The sequence below is a fragment of the Paenibacillus jiangxiensis genome (assembly GCF_046098255.1).
GTDB classification, from domain to species: Bacteria; Bacillota; Bacilli; order Paenibacillales; family Paenibacillaceae; genus Paenibacillus; species Paenibacillus jiagnxiensis.
Genome location: NZ_JBJURI010000014.1, coordinates 97102 through 112599 on the forward strand (window position 1 = coordinate 97102; position 15498 = coordinate 112599).

The 15498-nt window shown below is 51.5% G+C and carries 15 protein-coding genes; 13 read left to right on the forward strand and 2 right to left on the reverse strand.

The window, feature by feature from the left end; translation table 11 throughout:
• Together ascB and ACI1P2_RS15085 are read left to right on the forward strand one after the other, a co-directional pair.
• Positions 1-1464: a 6-phospho-beta-glucosidase gene (ascB, locus tag ACI1P2_RS15080; RefSeq protein WP_355320673.1), complete on the forward strand. Its 1464-nt coding sequence runs from the start codon at positions 1-3 to the stop codon at positions 1462-1464.
• Between the two features lie 303 nt (positions 1465-1767).
• Positions 1768-2145, forward strand: coding sequence for a hypothetical protein (locus ACI1P2_RS15085; protein ID WP_355320674.1), 378 nt, complete (start codon positions 1768-1770; stop codon positions 2143-2145).
• 79 nt (positions 2146-2224) lie between these two features.
• Here ACI1P2_RS15085 and ACI1P2_RS15090 read toward each other — a convergent pair whose 3' ends face one another.
• Complete coding sequence (locus ACI1P2_RS15090) at positions 2225-3082, reverse strand: AraC family transcriptional regulator (RefSeq protein ID WP_355320675.1); 858 nt, start codon at positions 3080-3082, stop codon at positions 2225-2227.
• A 141-nt stretch (positions 3083-3223) separates the two neighbouring features.
• Between ACI1P2_RS15090 and ACI1P2_RS15095 the strand changes: the two genes are divergently transcribed.
• On the forward strand, positions 3224-5926 hold the full coding sequence (locus ACI1P2_RS15095) for a family 78 glycoside hydrolase catalytic domain (RefSeq protein ID WP_355320676.1): 2703 nt from the start codon (positions 3224-3226) through the stop codon (positions 5924-5926).
• 1 nt (position 5927) lies between these two features.
• Here ACI1P2_RS15095 and ACI1P2_RS15100 read toward each other — a convergent pair whose 3' ends face one another.
• Positions 5928-6236, reverse strand: a complete 309-nt coding sequence (locus tag ACI1P2_RS15100) for a hypothetical protein (protein ID WP_355320677.1) — start codon at positions 6234-6236, stop codon at positions 5928-5930.
• 229 nt (positions 6237-6465) lie between these two features.
• On the opposite strand from ACI1P2_RS15100, the gene ACI1P2_RS15105 reads away from it, so the two are divergent.
• The 10 genes from ACI1P2_RS15105 to ACI1P2_RS15150 all read left to right on the forward strand — a co-directional run bounded on the left by ACI1P2_RS15105 (position 6466) and on the right by ACI1P2_RS15150 (position 15495).
• A complete protein-coding gene (locus ACI1P2_RS15105; protein WP_355320678.1) occupies positions 6466-6648 on the forward strand; it encodes a helix-turn-helix domain-containing protein in 183 nt (60 codons plus the stop codon).
• Positions 6612-6962, forward strand: a complete 351-nt coding sequence (gene tnpA / locus ACI1P2_RS15110; RefSeq protein ID WP_355320679.1) for an IS200/IS605 family transposase — start codon at positions 6612-6614, stop codon at positions 6960-6962. Before ACI1P2_RS15105 ends, tnpA begins: the two co-directional genes overlap by 37 nt.
• A gap of 4 nt (positions 6963-6966) precedes the next feature.
• Positions 6967-8022: an RNA-guided endonuclease InsQ/TnpB family protein gene (locus ACI1P2_RS15115; RefSeq protein ID WP_355320680.1), complete on the forward strand. Its 1056-nt coding sequence runs from the start codon at positions 6967-6969 to the stop codon at positions 8020-8022.
• A 308-nt stretch (positions 8023-8330) separates the two neighbouring features.
• Positions 8331-8954 carry a deoxynucleoside kinase gene (locus tag ACI1P2_RS15120; protein WP_355320681.1) on the forward strand — a complete coding sequence of 208 codons (624 nt, stop codon included), beginning with the start codon at positions 8331-8333 and terminating at the stop codon, positions 8952-8954.
• The gene (locus ACI1P2_RS15125) at positions 8951-9628 is read left to right on the forward strand and encodes a deoxynucleoside kinase (protein WP_355320682.1); all 678 of its coding nucleotides are present in this window, start codon (positions 8951-8953) and stop codon (positions 9626-9628) included. Before ACI1P2_RS15120 ends, ACI1P2_RS15125 begins: the two co-directional genes overlap by 4 nt.
• 325 nt (positions 9629-9953) lie before the next feature.
• Positions 9954-11549, forward strand: coding sequence for a glutathione ABC transporter substrate-binding protein (locus ACI1P2_RS15130; RefSeq protein WP_355320683.1), 1596 nt, complete (start codon positions 9954-9956; stop codon positions 11547-11549).
• A 111-nt stretch (positions 11550-11660) separates the two neighbouring features.
• Complete coding sequence (locus ACI1P2_RS15135) at positions 11661-12587, forward strand: ABC transporter permease subunit (protein WP_355320724.1); 927 nt, start codon at positions 11661-11663, stop codon at positions 12585-12587.
• Between the two features lie 31 nt (positions 12588-12618).
• Positions 12619-13503 carry an ABC transporter permease gene (locus ACI1P2_RS15140; RefSeq protein WP_355320725.1) on the forward strand — a complete coding sequence of 295 codons (885 nt, stop codon included), beginning with the start codon at positions 12619-12621 and terminating at the stop codon, positions 13501-13503.
• 14 nt (positions 13504-13517) lie between these two features.
• Positions 13518-14552 (forward strand): ABC transporter ATP-binding protein, encoded by a 1035-nt coding sequence (locus tag ACI1P2_RS15145; protein WP_355320684.1) that lies wholly within the window; start codon positions 13518-13520, stop codon positions 14550-14552.
• Positions 14506-15495, forward strand: coding sequence for an ABC transporter ATP-binding protein (locus tag ACI1P2_RS15150; RefSeq protein WP_355320685.1), 990 nt, complete (start codon positions 14506-14508; stop codon positions 15493-15495). Before ACI1P2_RS15145 ends, ACI1P2_RS15150 begins: the two co-directional genes overlap by 47 nt.
• Positions 15496-15498 lie beyond the last annotated feature (3 nt).

The following is a 15498-nucleotide window of genomic DNA, read 5'->3' on the forward strand; positions in this document are numbered from 1 at the left end:
ATGATTACAAAACATGTGTTTCCGGAGAATTTCCTGTGGGGCGGCGCTATCGCCGCCAATCAGGCGGAGGGCGCCTTTGACGCGGACGGCAAAGGATTGTCTACCGCCGATATGGTTCCTTACCACAAGAAAAAGGATTACGCCAATCTCAGCGCTCTGATGCACGTCTCCAGTGAGTCGATTGCAGAAGCGATGAAAATCAAGACCGCCGAAGGATATCCGAAGCGCTACGGCATCGATTTTTATCACCGGTATAAAGAAGATATCGCGCTGTTTGGGGAGCTTGGATTTAAGGTGTTCCGACTCTCCATAAACTGGAGTCGTATTTTCCCTAACGGGGACGATGCTGAACCGAACGAAGCAGGGCTTCAGTTTTACGATAATGTGTTCGATGAAATGCGCAAATATAATATTGAACCGCTGGTTACACTGTCTCATTATGAGATGCCGATGACGCTCGTACTCAACTATGGCGGATGGAAAAACAGAAAAGTGATTTCCTTTTTTGAAAAATATGCCGGAACGGTTATGAACCGGTATAAGGACAAGGTAAAATACTGGCTGACCTTTAATGAAATCAATACAACCATCATTGAGCCGTTCACAGGCGGGGGGATAGTTGGCGACCGCGAGGAGAATGTGCATCAGGCTTCCTATCAGGCGCTCCATCACCAGTTTGTAGCGAGCGCGCTCGTGACCCGCAAGGCGCGGGAGATCAACCCTGAATTCCGGATCGGCTGCATGCTGGCCCGCATGATCCATTACCCGGCGACGAGCAGCCCGGAGGACGTTCTTCAAGCCCAGGTGGACAACCAGCTGAACCTGCTGCATACCGATGTCCAGGTACGGGGCAGTTATCCGCCGTTTGTTAAACGGTATTTCGAGGAAAATAATATTCACATTGCGCAGGAGCCGGAAGATGCTCAAATTCTGCTGGAGAATACGGTGGATTTTATCTCCTTCAGTTATTACACGTCCCTGATTTCCACCACCACTCCTGAGAAATATGGCGTAACAGGAGGCAATCTGTACAGCACGGTCAAGAATCCGAATCTGAAGGTAACGGAATGGGGCTGGCAGCTCGATCCTATCGGGTTGAGAGTTGTGTTGAAGGAATTTTATGACCGCTACAGACTTCCGCTGTTCGTAGTTGAGAACGGATTGGGCGCGAGGGACAAGCTGGAAGAGGATGGTTCCATCATTGACGACTACCGGATCGATTATTTCAGGCAGCATATCGGTCAGCTGGCGGAAGCGATCAAGGATGGCGTGGAGGTGATGGGCTACACCAGCTGGGGAGCGATCGACATCATCAGCGCATCTACTTCTGAAATGTCCAAGCGTTATGGATTCATTTATGTGGATCAGGATGATGAGGGCCATGGAACGCTGAACCGGTACAAGAAAAAGAGCTTCCATTGGTACAAAAAAGTGATTGCTTCCAACGGGGCGGACTTGAGCTGACAGAAATAAACGGGGTTTCCGACTTTGTCGGAAGCCCCGTTTTTAGTTCTGTAAATTCCCATGTTCTATGAAGTGGGTTGTTGACAAATTGCTGTTTTTGGGCTTTATTACATGGATCATTATGAAGTAAATGATAAATTCTACAGTTATTAATACAGGAGTTTTAACTCTATTGTTAGAAAAATATAGAAATCCCTGATTCTTCACTTACATATTGATATGAAGACTTAATAAAGCTGGATGATTCACCGGATAATTCTCAGGGAAGAGGCCAAATACATTTCCAATAGGGGAGTGATATTTATGAAAGTTATCAATCGAGCAAAGTGGTTATTTATTTGTCTTGTTATACTAGCAGGATGCAAAAAGCAAAATGTACTTGAAATCAGGGATTTCTACGCTACAGGACCAGATATATTTTCAGTTTACTCTGTAGTAAAAGACGAGCCAGAAATCTATATTGCTGAGGTTAATAAACTTAATGAGTTTTTTCAAAACAATGTGAAGGAAATATCTGCATTCGGTGTACACAAGGCATCTTCTTCACAGGTGAAAAAACTGATCGAAGAATATGATATAAAAGACTACCCGACCTATTTATTATTTGATTCGGAAAAGCTGCTCTTGAAAGAAACGGATTATAATACATTTGAAACGGAAGCTGAGGACTTAATGAATTAGGATAAATCAAACCACCTCAAAGGCTGCTGCGAAAGATACGGAGGAGCTTTTTGGGTGGTTTTTCCATATCCCATGAGGGTTATTTTTTGTTTTGCCGCCGGTAGGCCTGTGGGGAGACGCCGGTTTTCTTTTTAAAAAGAGCGTGAAAATACGAAATATCCTGATACCCCGCCGCAGAAGCAATATCCCCAATCCTGCCTTCCCCGGTCCGGAGCAGGCGGCAGGCCTCCGCAATCCGTACATTCTGCACATATTCGGACATGTTCATGCCGGTCTGTTTGCGAAAAATACGATGAAACTGGCGGGGGCCGACGCCCATCCGCTGGGCCATTTCCTCCACAGTAATCTTTTCTTGATAGCGGGTATGCAGCTCATGCAGCACCTCCCCAAGACGGAGAGACGAAGGTGTCTCCTCCGGTTCGGGTTCCGTATGCAGACGAAGGAGCAAGAGCAGCAGCTGAATAACGTGCGCATACAAAGCCGCCTCACGACCGTTCCGCTCTGATTCATATTCATAGTGCAGCTGCTGGAAGAGCCGTTCGGCTTCACCATACTGATCCTGGTAATGAAGGCAGTGTTCGGCTTCGAGCAGGGGCAGCAATGTCTCTCCCCCCGGAAAAGCTTGCAGCAAACCCGTCAGGGCATCCATAGAGATCACACAGTTGTAGACGACCAGAGTGCCTCCAGCCTTAAGAGCCGGTCTGAACACATGGGATACGCCTACCGGCAGCCAAAATATAGCTCCACGTGCGGCCGGAAAAGAGTCATCCCCCACCAGATGTGTTCCCGAGCCTTCGCTGACATAGCTGATTTCTAAAAAATCATGCCGGTGTTCATGAAGCTCGTAAGACTCCACGGCCCGGTTTACGTATAAAGGAAGCCCTCCTGCGAAAAAAGTGGAGCCGCTGAACAAATCGATCCTGCGCCGGACAGTCATTAGCTGTACCTCCTGTAAATGTCCGATTACCCATATGAAAATGTCTGAATCGGCACATTTCAAGCGTTTACATTCATCGTAAGATGAAACTGGATTCAATAGCAAGCCTGAATGGGCGAACCGGTAAAAGGAGGTTTTGCAGTGAGCCAGTTCAATGTAGAGGGGCTAACCTGTGAATACAGGGATTTACTCTTGGGAAGCGGAGAGAGGGAGCCGCGTTTTGGATGGAAGCTGATCGGAGCAGCAAGGGCAACACTTCAGGCGGCATACCAGATTCAGGTGTCGCGGTCAGGGGATGATTTTGCCTCACCACTCTGGGATACAGGCCGTGTCGAATCTGATCGGTCCATTCAAGTTAAATATGAAGGTCCGCCGCTTCAGTCCCGCAGCCGCTATGAGTTCAGGGTCCGGTGCTGGGACAGTCGGGGCAATGATTCCGGTTGGAGCAAGGCATCGTGGTGGGAGAACGGGCTGCTGGACAGCAGGGAGTGGCAGGCCAAGTGGATTACCCCTGATTCGGAGGCCATTGACCCACAGGCGGAGCCGGTTTTTATGATGCGGCGTTCGTTTAGCTTGCGGACTGATGTAAAATCGGCCCGCATTTATGCTACGGCTGCAGGTTTATATGAAATTTTCCTGAACGGCAGCAGGGTTGGCGAGCAGTGGATGACTCCCGGATGGACCAGCTACCATCACCGCTTGCAGTATCAGACATACGATGTGACGGCACAGCTGAAGAGCGGGGCCAACGGGATCGGTGTACAGCTGGCGGACGGTTGGTACAAGGGACGCCTGGGCTGGGATAACAAACTGGCGCATTACGGGGACCGCAGAGCGATGCTGCTGCAGCTGCACGTTCAATATGACGATGGGAGCGAAGAGGTTCTCGTCTCCGATGAGAATTGGAAATCTTCCCTGGGACCGATCCGGTTCTCCAGCATTTACGACGGAGAGAGCTATGACGCCCGGCTTGAGCAGCAGGGGTGGAGCGAGGCCGCATTTGACGATTCCGGCTGGAGCGGCACGGAAATCAGCGAGCTGCCTTTTGAAGCGCTGGTAGCGCAGGAGAACTGGCCTGTACGAGTAACGGAAATGATATATCCGCAAAAAGTCATCACGACTCAAGCGGGTGAAAAAGTGCTGGACATGGGCCAGAACATGGTTGGACGCATACGAATCAAGGGGCACCTCCCTGGGGGCAGCACGATTACTCTGCAGCATGCGGAAGTGCTTGATCAGGAGGGGAATTTCTATACCGGCAACCTGCGTTCAGCCGGGCAGCGGGTTGAATGTACAGCCAAGGGTGGGGAAGAAGCAGATTATGCCCCGCATTTTACTTTCCAGGGTTTCAGATATGTGAAGGTTGAAGGGCTGGAGGCATGGGCCGATGAGGAGCTGATTGCGGCTTTTAGCGGAGAGGTCATGCATTCAGATATGGAAAAGACGGGGACCTTCGAATGCTCGGACCCGTTGGTCAATCAGCTGCAGCGTAATATCGTATGGGGTCAGCGCGGCAATTTCCTGGATGTTCCGACAGATTGCCCGCAACGAGATGAGCGCATGGGGTGGACCGGAGATGCCCAGGTATTCGTTGGTACGGCCGCTTTTAACTATCATGTGGGTCCTTTCTTCGGCAAATGGGTCCGGGATCTCAAAGCGGACCAGCATAAGGACGGGAGTGTCCCGTTTGTTATTCCAAATGTCCTGGAAGGTACTGCGGCGAATCCCGGCAAAGAACAAACCTCGGCAGCCTGGGGCGATGCCGCTGTCGTCTGCCCGTGGGTGATGTATCTCAGCTATGGGGATGTTCGACTGCTTGAAGAACAGTATGACAGCATGAAAGCATGGGTTGATTATATCCGCGGCCAGGGAGAGCAGGAATACTTGTGGAACACAGGCTTTCATTTCGGCGACTGGCTTGGCCTGGACGCCAAGGAGAACAGCTATGTCGGAGCGACACCGCTTGATATGATAGCCACCTCATTTTTTGCATATTCCACCAGAATCGTAAGAGATGCCGCTGTGGTGCTTGGGCGCGCCGGGGATGTGCGGCATTACAGCGAGCTGCTTCCCAGGATCAAACAAGCTTACCGGGAAGAATTCGTAACGCCCGCCGGACGGCTGGCGGCGCCAACCCAGACCGCACATGTGCTGGCTCTGATGTTCGATCTGGTGGAGGGACCGGTCAAACAGCGTACAGCCCGCGAGTTAAACGAGTTAATTGTGAAGAACAACTATCATCTGACCACCGGATTCGTAGGTACTCCTTATCTGTGCATCGTGCTGTCCGACAACGGATATCACGATACCGCCGTAAAGCTGCTGCTGCAGGAGGAGTATCCGTCCTGGCTGTATTCGGTCAAGCAGGGAGCCACAACCATCTGGGAGCATTGGGACGGCATCAAGCCTGACGGTTCGTTCTGGAGTGATGATATGAACTCTTATAATCATTATGCTTACGGGGCCGTCGGGGATTGGCTTTATCGCTATGTGGCAGGTTTGAGCATGAACGAAGCCGAGCCGGCGTACAAAAAGATTCTTATCGAGCCGCGCTTTGCTGCCGGACAACTGACTTCGGCCCGGGCAGCTCTCGAGTCGCCTTATGGGTTGATTGAGTCTTCCTGGCAGATCGCCGATGGAACGGTGACGGTTAATGTACAAATTCCAGCCAATACGAGCGCGGAAATTGTGCTGCAGGGAGCCCGTATGGAGGAATTGCTTGAGGGTGGCAATCCTGCCGGGACTGCCGAGGGTGTAATAAGTATCTCGGAAACGGAGCAGGGTGTCACTCTGGCCGTCGGCTCGGGGAGATATGAGTGGACGTACCCGGCTGACCGTTTATGATTTAAAAGAGCGAGTATGGTGCTTGGATTTCCGCCAATACTCGCTCTTTCTCTCTATGGCAACCGGGATGAAGGACACTAAAAAGCTTATTCAAAATCTGTCGAAGTACCCAGCGCTTCCCATACCCCCAAATCACGTTCCACGCTCTCGATCTTGTTGCGGGCGACTTCGTAAGTGCTCTTTGTACATCATTTTCATCCGACAGGTTCATCTGCAATGGAAGAAAATGCTCATGTTCATCTACAGCCTGCTGAAGGTCCTGTGCGATTCTTGACGTAGCAGCCACTTTGTAGCCTCTAGCCAGCAGCATTTTAACATCTTTCCGTGAGAAGTCCCCTTCCTCTGAGCCTATGCTTTCGCTGCGAGTTTTGTTTGAAGTTTATTCAGGAAGCAGCGCTCACAAAACTTTGAGTAGGGGATGAATCTCGGTTAGGCGAAGCCTAAATGCACTTGCCTATTGTATGAGACTCGTACCTTCCTAGTCGAATGTTTGTGTGGTATGATGGGAATATATGTTCCTATTAAGGTGGTGACCCTTCGTGCAAATCACATATCAATTTCGCCTCTGCCCGACCCCCGAACAGGAAGAACTCGTGATTCGAACGTTGAGCTTGTGCCGGAAGCTGTACAATCGGGCGAAGGAGCAACGGGATACCATCTACAACCAAGAGGCAACTATCATTTTGTGTTTTGTCCGCGATACCGAAGAAAGGTCCTTGTGAGTCAAGTCGAAGCAAGATTTAAAGAGCTTGTGCAGGAGCTGTGCCAGGAGAACGACTGGTGTATGGTTGCGATGGAAGTGATGCCCGATCATGTGCATCTATTCTTAAATGTGTTGCCGACGGATTCTCCGGCGGATATGGCGGATATTATGGCGAAATTGAAAGGCGTGACCTCGCGGTTGTTGCGTCAGGAATTTAAACACCTGAAGCATTTGCCGAGCCTTTGGATACTTTCCTATTTTGTCAGCACGGCGGGGAATGTTTCGAGCGAGACCATCAAGCGTTATGTGGAAGAACAAAAGACAAGGGGGTGAAGCCATGCCTACCATAACCGTTCAAATTCGAATATTCCCAAACGATGTTTCCCTGCTGAAGGAGATGGGGAACGAATACATCCAAACGGTCAATCTCCTCACCGAACAAGCGGAAGCATCGGGAACATTCCCAAAGATCACCTCCAAGGATGTCGATGCGAAGCTTCCATCTGCCGTAAAGAACCAGGCCATTCGAGACGCGCGAAGTATTCATAAAAAGGCGAAAAAACATGGGAAACGTCCGGTACTCAAGCGCAGGGCCTACTACGTCAATAACCAGAACTATTCCCTTGGGGAGCAAAGCGTTGCTTTCCCTGTGATGTCGCGCGGAAAGGCACAGCGGCTCCAGATTCCGGCCCATATAACAGAACGCGAACAACAGGTGTTATCCAGCGGCAAGCTGGGCCTGTTAAAATTGGTGGAGAAGTCGGGGAAATGGTATGTTCAAATTTCGATGAAGAAAAAGATAGAACCAACCCCTGGCGAGGCCATGATGGGAATTGACTTAGGCTTAAAGGTTCCTGCCGTGGTGGTCACCTCCACAGGTAAGACAAAGTTTGTGGGGAATGGTAGACAGAACAAGTACATGCGCCGCAAATACAAAGAGCGCAGAAGAAAGCTAGGCAAGTTAAAGAAGCTGTCCGCGATCCGTAAGCAAGAGCATAAAGAACACCGCTACATTCAAGATCAAAATCACAAAATTAGCCGTAAGATTGTGAACATGGCGATCGAAGAGCAGGTATCTGTCATTAAGATGGAAAAGCTAACGAACATTCGCCAAACGACAAGAACAAGTCGTAAAAACGCCAAAAACCTGCATAACTGGACGTTCTATCAACTGCAAAAGTTTATCGCATATAAGGCGGACCTAGCTGGGATTAAAGTCATCGAAGTGAATCCTGCATACACCTCCCAGACCTGTCCAAACTGTGGAAAACGGAACAAGGCCATGGACCGAACGTATCTATGTTCATGCGGGTATCACGCACACCGCGATAGAGTTGGAGCGATCAACATTCTGCGCCAACCTGTGATAGATGGTAACAGTCTATCAGCCTAGATAGCTATAGGCTCTGATCTAGGATGAGCTAATGAGCTAGCTCTTAACTTAGCAGTCTGCACAAAACAGAAATGGCCTGCGTGCGTTAACTAGCTAAGAATCCCATGGCTTTAGCCATGTTGGAGGCTCAAAAGCTGGCATTATTTGACACCCAGGAAGAGAAGATTGAAAAGATGCCGTGATGCGCTGACCTTGTAAAAAGAACAATTTACATATCTGCTAATCCGCCCTCGTGTGGTACAATATTTTAGTCTTTTTATTTATCAGGATTAGAGCTGTTACTCGCAATGCCGCACGAGGAGGAACTTATGAAACGAGGCCCGTTTATTGCAGTGGAGGGACCGATCGGAGCCGGAAAAACCACGCTTGCTTCCATGTTATCCACAGAACTGAACATCCCCATTTTGAAAGAAATCGTAGAAGAGAACCCTTTTCTGGACAAGTTTTATCAAAATATAGATGAGTGGAGCTTTCAGCTGGAAATGTTCTTTCTCTGCAACCGTTACAAGCAACTTGAAGATACGGATCTGCAGTACATTGCGCAGGACAAGCCGGTCATCTCGGACTATCATATTTATAAAAACCTGATCTTCGCCGAGCGCACGCTCAAAGGGATCAAGCGAGAGAAGTACCGCCAGATTTATCACATTCTGACTGACGATCTGCCCAAGCCCAATATCATTCTGTATATTCGTGCTGATTTGGACACGCTGCTGTATCGCATCAGCAAACGTGGACGAGGCTTTGAGGAGCAGATCGATCCGGCATATTTGCAGCAGCTGATTGAGGATTACGATACGGCGATGGCTTCCCTGGCTGAACGTGAGCCTGCCACCGTCATTGTTCCGATTAACGGCAGCGAGGTTGATTTTGTCGAGCATCCGGAGCAGTTTGCCCGGATCGTCGCCCAAGTAAAGGAGCTTATATCATGAATGATTACAATATCCCGTCCGACGCGATCATTACGGTGGCTGGTACCGTTGGGGTTGGGAAGTCAACGCTGACCGCCGCCCTGGCGAGTCGTCTCGGGTTCAAAACCTCCCTGGAGAAGGTGGATCATAACCCCTACCTGGAGAAGTTCTACCACGATTTCGAGCGCTGGAGCTTTCATTTGCAAATTTATTTTCTGGCTGAGCGTTTTAAAGAGCAGAAGAATATTTTTGAAGCAGGCGGCGGTTATGTGCAGGACCGTTCAATTTACGAGGATACGGGCATTTTCGCCAAAATGCACGCGGATCAAGGCACGATGTCCAAGACCGACTACGAGACCTATACCAGTTTGTTTGAAGCTATGGTGATGACGCCCTATTTCCCCCATCCGGATATACTGATCTATCTGGAAGGCAGCCTGCCGTCCATTCTGGAGCGCATCAAGGAGCGTGGGCGCGAGATGGAAATCCAGACCGATGTATCGTACTGGGAGCACATGCATGCCAGATATTCCGCCTGGATCGACGAGTTCACACAGCTGAAGGCTTGTCCGGTGCTGCGCCTGAACATTGATGAATACGATGTGAATGACCCGGCATCGCTGGACGGTATTCTTGCCGAGGTCAGCAAGGTCATTCAGGCCAACAGGCTGAACGGATTGAATAAAATAGTTTGAACGCATATTTAGATGACCTTGGACGGAAGCGAACCGTTCAGGGTCTTTTTGTATACTCATAACCAAAATTTCACCACAATTAATATGTTAATAAACCTCACAAATAAAATGTTGTTTTCATAAAATACTCCCTGTATCCAAGCTCAATTAATAACACCACTGAAGAAAATAATTTCTAAATGCGAGCGAAAAGGTGGTCTAAAGTTTGTTTTTTTCACATTTAAATAACATAGTGTTATGAATTATTCTACTGCACTTGCATGTGCGGAGGAATGCTTACACGGCCATTCGTGAGAATCCAATATTCAAGAGAGGGTTGAGTACAATGAAACCGATGCTGAGAGCTTTATTTATTATCATCCTGGTGCTTATGGCCGCGGGTTGTTCTGCAAACGGCGGGACCGCTGAACCCGGAGCTTCCGGCAATGCCGGGGAGGAGGGGGAAGCCCCCGCCCAAGGCGCCAAGAATAATGAAATCACCATTGCCGTTAACGAGAACTTTATCACGATGGACCCTCATGCTACGGGCGACCGCAACTCCGGCGCGGTTCAGTCGGGCATTCTGGAAGGCTTGGTGGAGGAAAACAACGGCCAAATCACCCCTCTGCTCGCGGAGAGCTTTGAAACGAATGAGGAGGCAACCGAGTACACGTTCAAGCTTCGTAAGGGTGTCAAATTCCACGACGGTACGGATTTCAACGCGGCAGCCGTGAAGACGAATTTTGAAAGAATTACTGACGAGGCTAATGGCCTCCGCTTGTACAGCCGAGGATTTAACGACATCAAGAGCATAGAGGCGCTTGACGATTACACGATCAAAATCACGCTGAACCACCCGAACAGCAGCTTCATGGCAAAGCTGGTCCCGGCCAAAATCGTAAGTCCTAAAGCGCTGGAATCCGGCAATATTTCCAAGCATCCCGTCGGTACCGGACCTTATCAATTTGTGGAATGGATTCAGGGGGATTCCCTGACCGTGCAGAGAAACCCGAGCTATTGGAATCCCGATTCCAAAGCTGCGGTCGAGAAGATCACTTTTAAGCCGGTGCCGGAGAACGGTTCACGAGTCGCCATGCTGAAGACCGGCGAGGCTGACTTCATTTATCCGCTTCCCGTTCAGAATATGGAAGAGCTGAAGGCTACGGAGGGGGTGGAGGTAACCGCCAGCGATTCCACCATTCTCCGTTATGTGACCCTCAATACGATGAAGAAGCCGTTTGATGACATAAGAGTCCGTCAGACGTTGAACTATGCGGTGAACAAGGATGCTTACATCAGTGTCGTCATGTCCGGATTGGCAACGCCGCTCGATTCCAATCTTACGCGGACGATCGACTTCTATCAGCCGCAAAGCGGCACCTATACCTATGATCCGGAAAAGGCAAAGCAATTGCTGGCCGAAGCGGGTTACCCCGACGGATTCAGCGCCACCATCTGGGGCAATACGAACTCGGATACGCTGAAGGGGATGCAGTTTATCCAGCAGCAATTGTCGCAGATCGGCGTCAAGCTGAAGATCGAATCGATTGAAGAAGCCACCCTGTCGGATAAAATCTATGGCGGTGTCACGCCGGAAGAAGCCGAGGTAGAGATGTGGTATGTAAGCTGGGGAAGCCAGGCGACGGATACCGACAATGCCATTTCCCCCATTCACGGCACCGCCAACTTTCCGCCTACAGGGGGCAATGCGTCTTACTACAGCAACACCGATGTCGACAATTGGCTGCAAGCGGCCAATGAAACGACGGACCGGGAGAAGAAGCAGGAGCTGTACGGAAACGTCCAGTCCACGATTTACCGGGAAGCGCCGTGGATTTTCCTCGCTTCCGATCAGAATGTTTCGGGCAAGCGCAGCAGCCTGGACGGTGTTTTCATCACCCCGCAGGGCCGCATCAATTACAACAATGCTTCATTAAGGTGACTGCTGCAGATTCGTTAAAGCAACCGCCACAGTTTCGTTTTTGACGAGATGGAGGGGAAGGCCAGTTTTTGCTTTCGCATTCCTGTCCCGTCTCCCGGAAAGGAGGATATGATGCTTCAATACATCGGCAAAAGGGTTCTTGCTTTGATCCCGACGCTCTTGATCGTCTCCCTGGCGAGCTATTATTTCATTCATCTCATTCCGGGCGATCCTGCCCGGCTCGTGGCGGGGCCGGACGCCAACATTACCGAAGTGAATGCCATTCGGGAGCAGCTGGGCCTGAACGACCCGATCTGGATGCAGTATCTGAACTATATGAAGAATCTGCTCGGCGGAGATTTGGGAACCTCAGTGAAGAGCGGACAGCCGGTCACGGAGATGTTCGAGAACCGCTTCCGCAATTCCATTCTGCTCACTTTTACCAGCATCATTTGGGCCTTCTTTGCAGGCATTCTGATCGGGACCTTGTCCGCCGTCTTCAAGAACAAGCTGCCGGACTATATCGGCATGGTGATGGCCGTATCCGGCATCTCCATTCCCGGCTTCTGGCTGGGGCTGCTGCTGATCCAGTGGCTGTCCGTGTCGCTGGGCTGGCTTCCCACCGGCGGGGCCGACGGCTGGAAGAGCTATATTATGCCGTCCATTGCGCTGGGAGCAGGCATCATGGCTATGATCGCCAGGTTTACCCGTTCGTCTCTGCTGAACTCGCTCGGTTCGGATTACGTGCGGACAGGAAGGGCCAAAGGACTGGGAAATGCCGCGGTCATCGTCAAACATGCGCTCCGCAACTCCATGATCCCGGTCGTGACGATTACCGGATTGCAGTTCGGATACCTGCTTGGCGGCTCGGTCGTCGTCGAAACGGTGTTTAGCTTTCCGGGGCTGGGCAGGCTGCTGATCGACTCCATCGCTTTCCGTGATTATCAGGTGATTCAGGCGCTGCTCCTGTTGTTTGCCGCAGAGTTCATCCTCGTGAATTTGATCGTGGATATTCTTTACAGCTTCCTGAATCCCAAAATCCGCACCGGTGCGGCATAAATAGCGAAGGAGGGAAGCCATGAGCACGGTAATGAAGAATACGGAGACCCTTCGAGCCGCCCGCTCCCCGAAGTATTCGCCGGTAAAAGAGTTCTGGCACAATTGGAAGAAGCAAAAGGTGGCTTTTGCGGCCGGCGTTTTCGTCTTGTTCCTGATCTTGATTGCTTGTATTGGGCCGCTGCTTGCCCCCTATGATCCGCTTGCGCCGGATTACAACAACACGCTGTCGCCGCCGTCCGGGGAGCACTGGGCGGGCACTGATGAATATGGCCGCGATATCTTCAGCCGCTTGATTTACGGGACACGGTTGAGCCTCAGCGTTAGCTTTACAGCCGTTCTCACCGGCGCGGTATTCGGAACGCTGCTTGGGCTGGTCAGCGGTTACTTTGGCGGGGCGCTGGACCGTTTCATTATGCGTATCTGTGACGTCATGTTCTCCTTCCCGGACCTGATTCTCGCCTTGGCGATTGTCGCTATTCTTGGACCGGGTCTGACGAATGTAGTAATCGCCATCGCGATATTCAGCATCCCAACCTTTGCCCGCCTGATCCGGGGAGAAACGCTGGAGGTGAAGGAAGCGGTCTTCGTGGAAGCCGCGCGCTCGATGGGGGCGAAGAAGAGACGAATCCTAATGAAGCATATTTTTCCGGAAACGATGAGCAGCCTGATTGTCTTCTTCACGATGAGAATGGGAACGGCCATTTTGGCTGCGGCAAGCTTGAGCTTTCTAGGGCTGGCCTCCAGCCCGGAAACGCCGGATTGGGGCGGCATGCTCACCCTCGGCAGAGATTATTTGGGCACAGCTTCCCATGTGGTCATCATGCCGGGTATCGCCATTTTTGTGACGGTGCTCGCTTTTAACCTGGTCGGGGACGGCCTGCGGGATGTGCTGGACCCGAAGACGAAGAACAAGTAACGGAGGTGGGAACCGTGGCCGAGCGGATTCTTCAGATCGACCGTTTGGAGACCTTTTTCAGCAAAGACAAGAGGAAAATCCAAATCTTAAATCAGGTCAGCTTCGATATCCGTCAAGGTGAAATCGTGGGCCTGGTTGGGGAATCGGGCTGCGGCAAGAGCTTGACCTCCCTCTCGATCATGCGTCTGTTTCACGGGACCTCGGGAGCAATAGGAGGAGGCAGCATCCGCTTCAAGGATAGGGACATTACGGGGTGTCCGGAATCCGAAATGCGGAAAATTCGCGGCAAGCAGATCGCCATGATCTTTCAGGAGCCGATGACCTCGCTCAATCCCTCTATGAAGATCGGCGAGCAGCTCCTGGAGCCGATCCGGCTCCATCTGGGATTAAAGGGGGCGCAGGCGAAAGCCCATGCCGTCAGCATGCTAAATAAGGTAGGGATTCCGCGCGCGGACGAAATCATCCACGAATATCCCCATCAATTGTCCGGCGGAATGAGGCAGCGGGTGATGATCGCCATCGCCATGTCGTGCCAGCCCGAGCTCCTGATAGCCGATGAACCGACCACCGCGCTCGATGTGACCATTCAGGCGCAGATCCTGCATCTGATGAGGACGCTGCAGCGTGAGCAGGGGATGTCCATGCTGCTGATCACACATGATCTGGGCATTGTCGCCGAGATGTGCGACAGAGTCGTCGTCATGTACGCGGGCAGGGTGGTGGAGGAGGCGCCTGTTCATGAACTGTTTGAAGAGCCTAAGCATCCGTATACCCGCGGCCTGATCGCGTCGGTGCCGAAGCTTGGGCAGAAGAAGGAGCGGTTGGATTCGATCAGGGGACGGGTGCCGGACCCTGCCCATATGCCGCCAGGCTGCAAATTTGCACCGAGATGTGAGCATGCCAAGGCCGTCTGCTCTGATCTGGAGCCGGATATGACGCTGTTCGAGGGCGGGAGATCCTGCAGCTGCTGGCTGTATGCTGATATGAAGGAGGCGGGAGGGCATGAACGACACGCTGGTCGAGGTCAGACAGTTGAAGAAATCGTTTGAATTACGGGGCGGACTTTTCCGCAGACAGCGGCTTCTGCATGCGGTAGGCGGTGTTTCTTTTTCCGTCGAGGGAGGGCAGACCTTTAGTTTGGTCGGCGAAAGCGGCTGCGGCAAGTCGACGACAGGACGGCTGATCTCCAGGATGGTCACGCCGACCAGCGGGGAAATCTGGATCGACGGTGAAGAAATCTCCGGCCGTAAGGAATCGCAGCTGACGGAAATCCGCCGCAAGGTGCAGATGATCTTTCAGGACCCTTATGCCTCGCTCAATCCGCGCATGAAGGTGGCTGATATCATCTCCGAGCCGCTTGACATTCACACCAGGCTGTCTTCTAAAGAGAAGCGGCTTAAGGTATCCGAGATGATGGAGGTCGTCGGGCTAAACGATCAACAGGCGAACCGTTATGCGCATGAATTCAGCGGTGGGCAAAGACAGCGTATCGGAATCGCCCGCGCTCTGATTATGAAGCCCCGGCTGATCATTGCGGATGAACCGGTATCGGCGCTGGATGTGTCCGTTCAGTCCCAGATCCTCAATCTGCTGGATGACCTGCAGCGGGAATTTCAGTTAACGTATTTATTCATTTCACATGATCTCAGCGTCGTCGAGCATATCAGCGACCAGGTCGGCGTTATGTATCTTGGTACGATGGTGGAATGCGGCCCCAAGGACCGCATCTTCAACGAGCCGCTTCATCCTTACACCCAGGCGCTGCTTTCTTCGGTTCCCGTCCCTGATCCGAAGCTCAGAAGAGAAAAAATATTGCTGCAAGGCGATCTGCCCAGTCCCGTCAATCCGCCGGCAGGCTGCAAGTTCCATACTCGCTGCCCGGCCTGCATGGAGGTGTGCACAACGACCGAACCAGCCACGGTTGTACAATCGCCCGGACATACAGTTGCCTGTCACCTGTATGGCGAGGGAGCCACGCGTGCCCACGCCTGAGTG

Excerpts from the sequence above, each read along its gene's own strand:
- ACI1P2_RS15090 (WP_355320675.1), bottom strand. The coding sequence starts at position 3,082 with ATGACTGTCCGGCGCAGGATCGATTTGTTCAGCGGCTCCACTTTTTTC.
- ACI1P2_RS15120 (WP_355320681.1), top strand. The coding sequence starts at position 8,331 with ATGAAACGAGGCCCGTTTATTGCAGTGGAGGGACCGATCGGAGCCGGA.
- ACI1P2_RS15125 (WP_355320682.1), top strand. The coding sequence starts at position 8,951 with ATGAATGATTACAATATCCCGTCCGACGCGATCATTACGGTGGCTGGT.
- ACI1P2_RS15140 (WP_355320725.1), top strand. The coding sequence starts at position 12,619 with ATGAAGAATACGGAGACCCTTCGAGCCGCCCGCTCCCCGAAGTATTCG.
- ACI1P2_RS15085 (WP_355320674.1), top strand. The coding sequence starts at position 1,768 with ATGAAAGTTATCAATCGAGCAAAGTGGTTATTTATTTGTCTTGTTATA.
- ACI1P2_RS15115 (WP_355320680.1), top strand. The coding sequence starts at position 6,967 with ATGCCTACCATAACCGTTCAAATTCGAATATTCCCAAACGATGTTTCC.
- ascB (WP_355320673.1), top strand. The coding sequence starts at position 1 with ATGATTACAAAACATGTGTTTCCGGAGAATTTCCTGTGGGGCGGCGCT.
- ACI1P2_RS15100 (WP_355320677.1), bottom strand. The coding sequence starts at position 6,236 with ATGCTGCTGGCTAGAGGCTACAAAGTGGCTGCTACGTCAAGAATCGCA.
- ACI1P2_RS15150 (WP_355320685.1), top strand. The coding sequence starts at position 14,506 with ATGAACGACACGCTGGTCGAGGTCAGACAGTTGAAGAAATCGTTTGAA.
- ACI1P2_RS15130 (WP_355320683.1), top strand. The coding sequence starts at position 9,954 with ATGAAACCGATGCTGAGAGCTTTATTTATTATCATCCTGGTGCTTATG.
- ACI1P2_RS15135 (WP_355320724.1), top strand. The coding sequence starts at position 11,661 with ATGCTTCAATACATCGGCAAAAGGGTTCTTGCTTTGATCCCGACGCTC.